Source organism: Paenibacillus sp. FSL R7-0312, from assembly GCF_038004445.1.
GTDB lineage: Bacteria > Bacillota > Bacilli > Paenibacillales > Paenibacillaceae > Paenibacillus_AQ.
Genome location: NZ_JBBORE010000001.1, coordinates 790,368 through 802,619, shown reverse-complemented (window position 1 = coordinate 802,619; position 12,252 = coordinate 790,368). Strand labels below are relative to the sequence as shown.

Sequence of the window (12,252 nt, the reverse complement as noted above, 5' to 3'; positions counted from 1 at the left end):
TGTCACAAAATCAGGATTTTGACAGTTATACAGGCAGAGAGGAGGGGGAGCTGTGGATGAAACGGAAATCTGCCGGACGAATAGAGATGCAGAGCAGGAGCAGGCGGCAGAACTGACCGTGGAGCAAAGGGTTGAGAAGGTTCAGCTGGGAGATATACAGGCCTTCACTTGGATCATCAGACATTTTCAGCGGTCGATCTACCTGTACTGCTATTACCTGCTGGGTAACCGGGAAGAGGCGGAGGATGCGGCTCAGGAGATTTTTATAAGAGCCTTGGAGCGGGTGGGGCAGTACTCGGCAAAGGTCTCTTTCTCCGCCTGGCTGTACACCATTGCACGCAACCATTGCCTGGACCGGATTAAACAGAGGAACAAGGGCTTCAGGCTGCTCTCCATCTACAGGAGCCACCAACAGCAGGTGGAGTGTGCCGAAGGTTCACGATATACGGAGGTTGTTCATGAACTGCTGGAGAAGCTGAGTATGGAAGAACGGCAAATTCTGCTGCTGAGGGCACTGGAGGAGCATAGCTTTGAGGAAATCGGAACGATTATGGACTTGAACCCCGGGGCGGTCCGCAAAAAATATGAACGGCTGCGCAAAAAACTCGGACGCCGTCAAAACAGTGGAGGGATGATCGCTCATGAACCACGCTAACAGGGAGGAAGAAGAACTGGAGCAGATCAGACGGATGGTCCGTGATACACCGGTCCAGGTAGATCTGGAGGAACGCATAATGAACCGGTACAAGAACGGGCAGCAGCGGGGAACGGGGACAGAATCAGTCGGAGTGAGCAGAAGACGAGGCAGTGTACTTCGAAGAGGTACAGCCATAGTAGCTGCGGTGCTGCTGCTGTTTCTGCTGCCCACGGGGACAGAATTTATCTCCCCGACGCTGGCCGCGTCCATTAAGCAGATTCCGGGGATGGAGTCGATCTTCAGGCTGGCCGGGGATCTGGGGCTGCGGAATGCGGACCAGCAGGGGTTGGCGGCAGTACCGGAGCTGAGCGATACCCACGATGGACTAACGCTTACTGTACCTGAAGTGCTGTACGATGGAATTCGCGTATCGCTTGGGATCGAGCGCCAAACAGATGTGTTGGAGTTCCGGCAGGGGGATGTTAGTGATCTCATGACAGATATTAAGCTGTCGGTCAACGGTGAGGATATCAATACCTATGGTCCGCTTGGCAGCAGCGGCGGGGGTTCGTTTGGCCCGTATATCCTTCTTGGGAAGGATGCGGATTCAAGGATCATCCAATTCACGGATTTGCAGAATCAGGGGGGGCGGGCTTTCCCGGATGATTTTGAGCTTACGCTTACCGTAGATGTACAGGGGATACAGGAGCCTTTTGTAATTAAGCTGCCGGTGCAAAAGAAGACCTACCACAGCATCATTGCGGAGCCGTTAAACCGCCGGAGCTCCGGTATGATTTTCACGCTGGACACCGTTGAGCTTACTCCGATTACAACGAGGATCACCACCCGTCTTGAACGGCCTGCAGGTCAGCCTGTCAATCATAAGGATTTCTTGGGCTATGATCTTGTGGATGATCAGGGCCATGTATTGCGGGAGATCAACGGGTCTACTGGCTGGAATGCCACAGGAGGCAATGTGCTGATCGCTGCTGCACTATTCGAACCGCTCCAGAATAAGACGGACCATATCACGGTAAAGCCCTTCCGGATATTGTCCATAGACCCGGAGGGTAACCAGGAGAAGGAGTATATCCCTGAATTTGAGGTGGAGGTACAGGTGCCGGTATCAGCGCCGGTGCCATCGCTGGCGAAGTAATCATACCTGTATAGAAAAAGGCGGTACCCGCAGCGCATCATGCACCGCGGGTACCGCCTTTTCACTGTATAACTTTGAGTCTGGTCAGTTAATGAATTGAAGTGATTTCAAAGTCTTCTCCAGCATCGTAGCGGCTTCCGCACGGGTAGCCAGCTTCGCCGGAGCGAACGCGCCGTCAGGTGTCCCCTGAATGATGCCTGCGGCAGCTATTTCTGCTACTGCTGCTCTGGACCAGTCCGGGATGCCTGCGGCATCACTGAATTTAGCCAGCACTGCCGGATCGGAAGTCAGGGATTTGCCGGTGTACTTGATGGCTTTGGACAGGACCGCAGCCATTTCCTGGCGGCTGATTGGATTGCCCGGCTTGAAGCTGCCGTCCGTATATCCGGTAATCAGACCTGCTGCGGCTGCTGTCTGTACGGCATCAGCATACCATGCGCCTGTGCTGACATCACTGAAGGTGGCTCCTCCGCTTGCGGATGCGAGTCCGAGAGAGCGGGTAATCAGTGCCGCGAATTCTGCCCGCGTGATAGACAGCGATGGCGAGAAAGCGGTACTGCTGGTGCCGGTAATAATCAGCTTGGACGCCAGCAGCTCAATGGATGATTGCGCCCAGTGCCCTGTAGTATCACCGAAGGTCTTGGTGGACTTCACAACCGTATAGTAGCTGTTGCTGTTGCGTTTGATCGTCACTTCAGTATTTCCGCCTGAGATGCCGGCGAAGATCGAAGGTACGAAGGACAGCTTGCCGGTAGCCGGGTCATAGGATACGGCTGTTGCCCCTTGAGAACTCAACGCTCCCGTTGCAGTAATAGTCCGCTTCACGTAGGTGCTGCCGAAGCTGTTCAGCGGCACACTTGTATTGCCGGCTTCAGCGGTAACCGTGAATTCAATGACCGGTGCGGCTAGGGTAACGGAGCCAGCCAGTGCCGCGATAGCCTTATTCAGACTGCCGAGTGTGGCGGTATCCGCCTGGAGCAGAGAGACTGTAACCGTAAAGTCACTGGTACCAAGCTGGGCAGCCAGTGCCGTTCCGTTAATAAGGCTCAGCGGCAGCGAATAGGATGCTCCGCCAGTAGAGGTGAAAGTCAGCACTGTATTTGGTTTAGCAGCAGCCTGCTGAACCAGCACACTGCCCGGCAGCACAACTTGAGCACCGCCTGCTGAAGCCGTTAGCGGGATGATCAGCTCACTGGTGCCGGCAGGCAGGGCTGCGAGCTGTGCAGTCAGGTCAGCTGCGGTAATCGTTGTTACCTGCGGCGGCACTGCTGCTGTGGCAGTAGCTGTTGGACTAGGTGATGGTGTTGCAGTTGGGACCGTTGTTCCCGGACCTCCACCTGAACCTGCAGTCGGTGCCGGTGTTGGTGTAGGAGTCGGTGCCGCACCTTTCAGGTCTGTGATGCGTCCTTCAATGCTGGAAGTCACCGGATTATGACTCTTCAGATAGGCTAACAGAACTTCAAAGTCTGGTAGACCCAGCTCATAATACCGTCCGTCTGCCTTAGCTGAAGCCAGCGCACGGTAGAAGTCGCCGCCTCCTGCCATGAATGAATTCGTGGACAGGATGTAGTAGGCTGCCGGATCAACAGGCAAGTAGGAACCGTCCGCCTGCTTGATATCAACGGAAACAATTCTTTCGCCAGCCTGAGTTACTTTGTTGGTTAATGAATCTACAATCTCCGGCTTTTTGGTCGAATCATAGGTGTATCTCATACCGGAGACGTGTGCGAACCGGCCCTGGTCGGAGCTGATACCGCTGACTGCATTCTCCAGTGAGGAGATGATTTCGGCACCTGTCACTTTAAGTGCGGCAAGACCGTTACCGAAAGGCAGTGTAGTCAGCACTTCGCCCATTGTAATGTCACCAACATTGATAGCCTCACGTATGCCGCCGCCGTTCTGGATAGCAACAACACCCTTGATGGAGGCGCGATCGCTGGGAGATACGAAGCTCGGCAGGAGTTCTGTGACTTTCTCCGCGATGCTGTCGGCAATCATATTCCCGATGGGTGTTTCTTCACTGCGTACAACACGTGTCGATTTGCCATTGATCATGCGGTACGTATAGAGATCGACATTGGTGTAGCCTACAACCGTACTCCGGACAGTCGCCAATTCGGCATCGTATGGAGCAAGGAGGTTTTTGGCTGCAGGATCCTCGCCGAACAGGTTAACGTCCAGCAATTTGCCTTTGTAAGTCTTGATTTCACCGTCTTTGTCGAAGGTGACGTCAAGCTCACCGAGGAACTGACTGTACTCACCGGTCTGCACAATCAGTACATTCTTGCCGGTGCCTACATTGACGATTGGTGTTGGAGGATTATCCACCTTCGTATGCGAGTGTCCGCCGACGATGATATCAATACCCGGAACGGCCTTGGCCAGTTCCTGATCAACGGTGTAACCCAGATGGGTAACCGCGATAATCTTGTTGATTCCTTGCGCCTCCAGGGCCTCAACTGTCTTCTTTGCACTTTCTATATGATTCTTGAAAATGATTTTATCACCTGGCGAAGATAATCCGACCGTGTCCTCGGTAGTCAGGCCGAAGATACCAATCTTTTCGCCGTAAACATCCTTGATGACCGAAGGATAGATGTTTCCGTCCTTGGCCGTACTCTGGGCCTCATCAGTTTCAAGTATTCCGGTCATCTCATGATAGAGATCCGCAAGCTCACTGTTATTCGTGGTGAAGTCGATATTGGAGCTGGCAAACGGGAACTGGGCGGCCGTTACGAAATTCTTCAGCACTTCCGGTTGTTCCTTGTTCATATCGAATTCATGGTTACCGAAGGTCATCACATCATAGCCGATGTTATTCATGAACTTGATATCTGCCTGGCCCTTGAACTGATTGAAATATAAGGTTCCGGAGAAGACGTCTCCTGCATCCAGCAGTACGGTGTTGCCTGTCCGTTCGCTGCTGGTAGCTGAAGTGCGCTTCGCCACATTCTCTAAATGACCGTGAGTATCATTGGTATGCAGTACCCGCAGATTGAAATCTGTAGTACCGAAGTCAATTTGTGCGAGCAGCGGATCATGATCGCTGACCCGGATATCGGCCGGGAATTCAGTGCCTGGAGGATAATCTCCTGGATCGGCAAAGTCCGAGTTGATATGCACGATGTCGAGTGTAGTGTCCGATGACAGTCTATTGTTGACGAGGATATGATCCAGCGTCTGTGAATTGCCTTGGAATACGTAGGAATACCGTTCGTTCAGCGGCAGGGTATTTACGAGATTCGTAAGGGCGCTGCCTTTGAGAATATTCAGCGTATTGGAGAACTGGAAGTCATTCAAATCGCCGAGTACGACGATATTGGCATCCGCATTCTCTTGGAGCACATCCTCAACGAAACCGTTGACGACCTTGGCGATCTTGGCCCGCTGGACTTCCGTTGTGAAGACTGGCGGCTGAACAGAGCCGAAGAGGTAATTGTCGCTGCTCTTGGAATTGAAATGGTTGGCGATCACGATCACATCGTTGCCTTCGAATGTAAACTCGGCAGCCACCGGCTTGCGCGAGTCAATGAAGGCATCGTTCGTCGGATCGATGCGTCCGGGATTTACACTAAGACCGGAGGCTGAACTGTAGGTGACGGATTCAGTGGCAGAACCGGGTGTGCCTGATTTCAGTGCAACGCGGTTCGTATTGTACAGGAAGCCTGAACGGATATTGCCTTCCGGAACGCCGCCGTCCTGATTGTTAACCGGAGCGATGTCGGTGTAGGCATAAGCGGATGCACCGCCGTCGATGGCTTTAATGGCAGCAATCAGTGCTTCGAAGCTCTCATTAGCCTCGGTAATACCCTTACCCGTACCGTTATTATCCTGCACTTCGGTCAGGCCGATAATGTCCGGCGTTTTGAGATTGTTTACGATATCCTTGGCTACATTTTCGATCTTCTTGGGATCGTTAAGTTTAGAGAAGTTCTCAATATTAAAGGAAGCGATGTTCAGCTTGTGCTCTTCCCCGGATGAGAGAGAAGTCACTTCCCTTTGCAGTTTGCTAGGTGAGACATCCGGCAGTGTACCCGTTTCCGTGGAAATCAGGAATTTGCCGTAATCATAGTTCATAATACCGGTAATATTGCTTGTGAACTGCTGGCCTGTGGTGAGCACCGGTGCAGATTTCACGGAGAGGATTAGGCGCTGCGGATTGAAGTCAGCACCAGTCAGCACCAAGCCGCCCGCGGCAGAGGTGACTTCAGTCGTGTTGGCTGTTCCGTTAACTGTAACCACAGGGATTTCGAACGTGCGGCTGGAAGCATAATAGACAGCAGGACCCACAGTGGTTGGTTTAGTAAGCTCCAGACGCATGCCTTCCAGACTTTCGTAGAAGTCGATGGCATCCGTGTCCGGATCAAATTTGACGAACTTATCATCATCGATAACCTTAGCCGGTACCACACGTCCACCTGTACCCAGCAGAGCTGCTGCCGGAAGCGGATTGCCGTTGCTGAGAACCGTTGTTTTGCTGGCGGCGATCTCCGTAGTCGTCAGTTGTCCGGAGAATCCATACTCCTTGACAGTTCCGTCTACGGTAATAGCATCTCCCACTTTAACGGCACTGCTACCGCCTTTTTGGTAGATAAGAATGGCTTCAGAAGTTTTGATATCGTTATCCATATCAGCGGTTGCGGATTGGATATAGAAATTGTTCGCATCCTTGATGTAAGTGACAATACCTTTGACGTTGGTAACCAGGCTGTCAAGGTATGGAGATGTATGCGAAGCACCTTGAATCTGGCTGATCTTCAGATTGTCCAGTACAGCAGATACAGTGTATTTAAAAGTTGCTGTTGGACCTTTCTCCAAATCGGGTAATAAAGAATAAGCTTTTATGGTAAGGGTGGTATAGTTTGAACCGACAACAATAGGGGATTCATACCATACGTTTTCTGCTTCTGCAGTAGGGCTGTCGTTAGTGTAAACGCTGTAATACACGCTTGCTGTTACTGAAGTGCTTAAGGTAATGGTGGAACCTATGCCTACTTTGGAACTTGAGGCGGGGGATGCTGTGACTGAGGGGGCTTGGGTGATGCCGACATCAAACGGTACTGCTTCTGCTGAAGCCGTGCTGACCCCGGATGAGAATCCCGGGAATATCCCGGTTAAGAGCAAGGCAACCGCCAGGAATAGACTAAGCGGCCTCCTGCATTGTGAAGAAAGTTTCATGTAAGTATACCTCCCCATAAAAATATCATTTCCACTTAAATATAATAGAGATAATAGGTTTCCAAAGCAATTTTTCGTCAAAATTTGTTAATAGTGCATAAATTAATAGGAGAAATCCCTAAAATGTTTTAATATTTAAGGAAAAATATGAGGAATACAGCTGAATTTCCTGAAAACTATGTAAACTTAATGTTACTAGAATGTAAAGTATACGAATAACAAAAACGGCCTCGCTGCCCATTGAAGGACGGCTTGGCCGTAAACGATACCGTCCTTATTAAGGACGGTAAAGCCGTTTCCGCTTGTTTCTATAACAGTAGAGTATCCTTGCCGCCCATATAAGGCCGCAGTGCCTGCGGAATATAGACCGATCCATCTTCCTGCTGGTGATTCTCGAGCAATGGAATCAGAATGCGCGGCGTGGCTACTGCCGTGTTGTTCAGGGTATGGCAGTACTGCAGCCGCCCTTCTTCATCGCGGTAGCGGATACCTGAGCGGCGGGCCTGGAAGTCGAGCAGATTCGAGGCCGAGTGGGTCTCGCCGAAGTCTTCCCTGCTGGGCATCCAGGTCTCAATGTCATATTGCTTATGTGTCTTCATCGCCATGTCGCCGCTGCACACGGCCACTACCCGATAAGGCAGCTCCAGCAGCTGGAGAATATGCTCGGCATTGCCGAGAATCTCCTGCAGCATCTGCTCCGACTCTCCGGGATCGTTCCGGCACATCACCACCTGTTCGATCTTCGAGAACTGGTGCACACGGTACAGCCCGCGAACATCGCGGCCTGCCGAGCCTACCTCGCGGCGGAAGCAGGCCGACATTCCGGCCAGCCGCAGCGGCTGTTCAAGCTCCAGGGTCTCATCGCTGAACAGCGAGACGAGCGACACCTCTGAGGTACCGGCGAGCCAGCGCTTTTCTCCCGTCAGCTCATAGGTCTGATCCATGCCGCCCGGGAAGAACCCGGTCCGCTCCAATGCTTCCGGCCGGACGATTACCGGCACATCCATCACGGTGAAGCCGCGCTGCATCAGCACATCCAGCGCCAGCCGCTGTACGGCCAGATGCAGGAGCAGTCCGGCCCCCTTCAGCACATAGCTGCGGGGTCCGCCGGCTTTGACACCACGCGGAATGTCGAGGATGCCGTGCAGCTCTCCGAGCTCGACATGGTCCCGCGCGCTGAAGCCGAACACCGGCGGCGCGCCATGCCGCCGCAGCTCCACATTCGCGCTGTCATCCGGCCCGATCGGCGTATCCGCCGATATGGGGTTCGGCGCGAGCAGCAGCAGCTCGCCGCAGCGGCGCTCTGCAAGGGCCAGCTCCGCCTCCAGCTCCGTCAGCTGGGCGTTGATTGCCCGCACCTGCTCCTTGGCTTGTTCTCCGCCTGCAGCGTCGCCCTGGCGCAGCAGGCGCTCAACCTCTTTGGTCAGCGCGTTCCGGTCCGCCCGGCGCTGCTCGGTTTCTCGGCGGGCAACCCGCCGCCGGTCATCCCATTCCAGCAGCTCCGTAAGCGGGAACGCTAGTCTTTTCCAATCTGCCGTCTTCCGTACAATGTCCTCATTCTCCCTGATCCAGTTCATGTCCAGCATGCCGCTATCGCTCCTTTTGTGTTAAAAAAATGCAAAAAACGCCCTCATCCATGGGACGAGGAGCGTCAGCTCGCGGTGCCACCCAGGTTGACCCCATTCCGGTAAAACAGCTGTAAAGCGCGGAATAAGGCCCTCTTTGGTCTTCGCGGTAACGGGCGAAACCCGGTAAACTTAGGGAACAGGAAGCTGCTCCGGTCGCAGACGCCTCGCGGTTGGATGCCGGTCATTGGCCTGGTCGGGATATAGGTTTGCCGTTTATTATAACCAGAGAAGGGCCGGGTTGCAAGTGCAAAGGAGGTTTGACAATATTCCTCGTACTCTGCTAGGATTATTAATAATTTAAAGTATTTGTGTCCGGCACAACAGCCCGGCATATCTTATAAAAGCGGACGGAAGAGGTGCGGAAGTGGCCAAAATTGTGGTAATTAACGGAACGCCATCCCTGGTCTCCCGAATCAATGCGGTGATCGAATACGCGGAGGGGGATCTGCGGGAACGCGGGTTTGAAGTGGAACGGATTAATGTAGCGGAGCTTCCGGCGGAGGATCTGATTCACACCAGGTTTGAGAGCGAAGCCATCGTCAAAGCGAATGGACTGGTGGCCGAAGCGGATGCGGTAATCGTCGTCAGTCCAGTGTACAAAGCTTCTTATACGGGAGTGCTGAAGACCTTCCTGGACCTGGTTCCGCAAAAAGGGCTGGCCGGCAAAATCGTGCTGCCGCTCTTCATGGGCGGCAGCCTCGCCCATCTGCTCGCGATCGACTATGCACTGAAGCCGGTGCTGTCTGTGCTGGGCGCCCGGCATATTCTTGGCGGAGTCTATGCGGTAGACTCGCAGGCTGTGCGCAACGACCAGGGTGTCGTTGAACTGGCCGAGGAGCTGAAGCTGCGGCTGAACAGCGTACTGGAAGAGCTGGCGGATGAGACAGCGCATAAGGCAGCGCGTAAAGCGGAGCTCTAGGCGGCTATGTCATTGTCAGGGCAGCGTCAAGTATATAATCTGCTTAGAAATATAAAAGGGTACTAAACCACCGGAATGCGGTAGTTTAGTACCCTTTTTAAATATACTAAGGTATTTGTCCTGGGGGAGCTTATCCCCTTTGAAAGCTTAGCGCAGGCTCCCAAAGTATAACCGTATCTCCGGCAAGACTTGCCGGGATATCTATAATCCGCTGGTTGCTGCTTCCCCGGTAAGGGAGAGTAGTGTCTTTGAGTTCCTCTACAAACCGTCCGTCAATAACCACCTGGCACAGGGCCAGCAGATTCCATTCCGGCGAGCCGGGGGAAGCTGTCAGCTCCTCGTACGTATAACCGGTATAGATCCAGACCGGGAAACCCGGCAGCTCGGCGCGGAGCTCATGGATGAAGTCCGCCGCACCCTCTGCCGAGAAAAAAGGGTCCCCGCCTGCCAGAGTCAAGCCGTCCAACAGCGGATTATCTGCTATCTCGGTGATAATCTCGCGCCTGCGCTCCGGAGTAAAGACCTCTCCGTAATTGAAGTTCCAGGTCTTCGGGTTGAAGCATCCGGGGCAGCGGTGGCGGCATCCGCTGAAGAAGAGAACCGCCCGCAATCCCTCGCCTTCATTGATCGACTCCGGATAATATCCGCAGATGTTCATAGATGCTTAACGCGGTCCCGTACTTCGGCTTGCTTGGCGGCATTGAAGCGGGTCTGATAGTCGCCGGTCAGATATCCGGTTACCCGGCGCAGCCGGCGGATATGTGTTGTATCTTCATGAGCGCCGCAGGACGGGCAGTTCGTGCCGATCACACCTTCGTGGCCGCAGCCGGAGCAGCGGTCAATCGGGTGGTTGATGCTGAAATAGCTGATGTCCTGCTCCAGCGCGTATTTGATGATTTTGACGAATGCTGCAGGGTTGCTGCGGGCATTGCCGTTCAGCTCTACATAAGAGATCGCTCCGGCGTTGCAATATTCATGGAAAGGAGCTTCCAGGCTAATCTTCTTGGCTGCGCTCAGGTCGTAATAGACCGGAATGTGGAATGAATTCGTATAGTATTCCCGGTCCGTTACACCCGGGATGGAACCGAGAACCTTGCGGTCTATCTTGGTGAATTTGCCGGAGAGACCTTCGGCAGGCGTGGCGAATAGAGTAATGTTCAGATTCAGCTGCTCGCTCTTGCGGTCGCAGTATTCGCGCATGTGGCGGACAATAGCCACTGCCTTGGCGTGGACTTCCATATCTTCGCCATGGTGTTTGCCGTACATAGCCTTCATGCACTCGGCCATACCGATGAACCCAAGGGACAGGCTACCGTGCTTCAGCAGTTCACCTACGCTGTCTTCCGGTGCAAGCTGTTCGCCGCCTTCCCAGACGCCTTCACGCATCATGAAATCGGAGGCTTTGGCTTTCTGGGAAGCCTGAATGCGGAACCGGTGCAGCAGGCCGTCCAGCGCAACGTCCATATAATGATTAAGATCTTCGAAGAAGCCTTCCTCGTCAGCGGCAAGGCGACGGCCGGTTACTGTGCCGTAGGCTAGTCCCAAACGTACGAGGTTAAGCGTGTTGAATGAAAGATTGCCCTTGCCGGAGCAGTGGTTGCGTCCGAAGCGGTCACCCAGAACACGTGTCCGGCAGCCCATGGTGGCAAATTCAGTATCCGGATCGGCTGGATCGTAGTACTGCATATTCAGCGGAGCATCCAGATTGGCGAAGTTCGGATACAGTCGGCGTGCAGAGCACTCTGCTGCTTTCACGAACAGCTCATAGTTAGGATCACCAGGCTGCTGGTTGACACCCTGTTTGCATTTGAAGATCTGAATCGGGAACACCGGTGTTTCTCCGCTGCCAAGCCCGTTCATCGTAGCAGTTAACAGGGAGCTGATCACCAGCTGGCCTTCCGGAGAGGTGCAGGTTCCGTAGTTGATGCTGGTAAAAGGAATCTGGCCGCCGGAGCGGCTGGACATGGTATTCAGGTTATGTACCATACTCTCCGCGGCTTGAAGCGTTTCAATTTCTGTCTCTTTCAGGGCGAAACGGAAGGCACGCGGATACTTCTCTTCCAGATCGCTGCGGGTCATAGTAACCTCGCCGAGCGCTTCTCCGGCGGTACCTTCCTCGAAATATTCCATTCCTTTGCGGAACAGCTTGGTGAAGGATTTAGTGACATAAGGCGCGAGATCGTAATCCAGCTTGTTGGCGGATACGCCGCCGTACTGGGCATTTTGCTGGGACTGGAAAATAATCGCCACCAGCGACATAGCCGTCATAATCGAATTCGGAGGGCGGACGCTTCCGTTGCCGGTATTGAAGCCTTCGCGGAGCAGACGTTCAAACGGGATGAAGATGCAGTTGGTTGTTCCGATGGCATATTGATCCAGGTCGTGTACATATACAACATTATCTTCAATAGCCTGCACGAGCTGTGGCGGCATCGTGAAATTGCGTGCGTACCACTTGGAATATTCACTACCGAATTTGCTCATCTTGCCGGAGAAGCTCTCCCCGTTCAAGTTGGCATTCTCGCGCAGCAGATCCAAATCCCGGCTGTCGATAATATCCCGTCCCAAATGAATAACTTCTTCCAAAAGAACCTCCTGTACAGCTTGTCCTTCGTTATATCGTTTCTCCAGCAGCGTCATTGTATAGCTCTCTCCTCTCGGTATCATAAGCGTGAAGCATGTGCTCCAAGACATCAGTAAAAAGACATCTCCAGCCGGGAAGGCGGGAAATGCC

7 protein-coding genes are annotated in these 12,252 nt (G+C 53.4%); 3 read left to right on the top strand and 4 right to left on the bottom strand.

All coding sequences use genetic code 11. The features are described from left to right. Nucleotides 1–52 precede the first annotated feature (52 nt). Both MKX70_RS03385 and MKX70_RS03380 read left to right on the top strand, forming a co-directional pair. Nucleotides 53–655, top strand: coding sequence for an RNA polymerase sigma factor (locus MKX70_RS03385; protein ID WP_340839548.1), 603 nt, complete (start codon nt 53–55; stop codon nt 653–655). Beyond that, nucleotides 642–1,793 (top strand): DUF4179 domain-containing protein, encoded by a 1,152-nt coding sequence (locus MKX70_RS03380; RefSeq protein WP_042232140.1) that lies wholly within the window; start codon nt 642–644, stop codon nt 1,791–1,793. Before MKX70_RS03385 ends, MKX70_RS03380 begins: the two co-directional genes overlap by 14 nt. A gap of 84 nt (nt 1,794–1,877) precedes the next feature. On the opposite strand, the gene MKX70_RS03375 is transcribed toward MKX70_RS03380, so the two are convergent. Both MKX70_RS03375 and serS read right to left on the bottom strand, forming a co-directional pair. Next, complete coding sequence (locus MKX70_RS03375; protein ID WP_340839547.1) at nt 1,878–6,971, bottom strand: S-layer homology domain-containing protein; 5,094 nt, start codon at nt 6,969–6,971, stop codon at nt 1,878–1,880. 308 nt (nt 6,972–7,279) lie between these two features. After that, the gene (serS, locus tag MKX70_RS03370; protein WP_042232141.1) at nt 7,280–8,557 is read right to left on the bottom strand and encodes a serine--tRNA ligase; all 1,278 of its coding nucleotides are present in this window, start codon (nt 8,555–8,557) and stop codon (nt 7,280–7,282) included. A 406-nt stretch (nt 8,558–8,963) separates the two neighbouring features. Between serS and ssuE the strand changes: the two genes are divergently transcribed. Next, nucleotides 8,964–9,518, top strand: coding sequence for an NADPH-dependent FMN reductase (gene ssuE / locus MKX70_RS03365; RefSeq protein WP_039307619.1), 555 nt, complete (start codon nt 8,964–8,966; stop codon nt 9,516–9,518). A 130-nt stretch (nt 9,519–9,648) separates the two neighbouring features. On the opposite strand, the gene nrdG is transcribed toward ssuE, so the two are convergent. Together nrdG and MKX70_RS03355 are read right to left on the bottom strand one after the other, a co-directional pair. Beyond that, nucleotides 9,649–10,176, bottom strand: coding sequence for an anaerobic ribonucleoside-triphosphate reductase activating protein (gene nrdG, locus MKX70_RS03360; protein ID WP_042232144.1), 528 nt, complete (start codon nt 10,174–10,176; stop codon nt 9,649–9,651). Next, the gene (locus tag MKX70_RS03355) at nt 10,173–12,158 is read right to left on the bottom strand and encodes an anaerobic ribonucleoside triphosphate reductase (protein ID WP_340839546.1); all 1,986 of its coding nucleotides are present in this window, start codon (nt 12,156–12,158) and stop codon (nt 10,173–10,175) included. Before MKX70_RS03355 ends, nrdG begins: the two co-directional genes overlap by 4 nt. Nucleotides 12,159–12,252 lie beyond the last annotated feature (94 nt).

What these genes read in the sequence shown, in the direction of transcription:
- MKX70_RS03380 (WP_042232140.1), top strand. Translation starts at nt 642, where the DNA reads ATGAACCACGCTAACAGGGAGGAAGAAGAACTGGAGCAGATCAGACGG.
- MKX70_RS03375 (WP_340839547.1), bottom strand. Translation starts at nt 6,971, where the DNA reads ATGAAACTTTCTTCACAATGCAGGAGGCCGCTTAGTCTATTCCTGGCG.
- serS (WP_042232141.1), bottom strand. Translation starts at nt 8,557, where the DNA reads ATGCTGGACATGAACTGGATCAGGGAGAATGAGGACATTGTACGGAAG.
- nrdG (WP_042232144.1), bottom strand. Translation starts at nt 10,176, where the DNA reads ATGAACATCTGCGGATATTATCCGGAGTCGATCAATGAAGGCGAGGGA.
- MKX70_RS03355 (WP_340839546.1), bottom strand. Translation starts at nt 12,158, where the DNA reads ATGACGCTGCTGGAGAAACGATATAACGAAGGACAAGCTGTACAGGAG.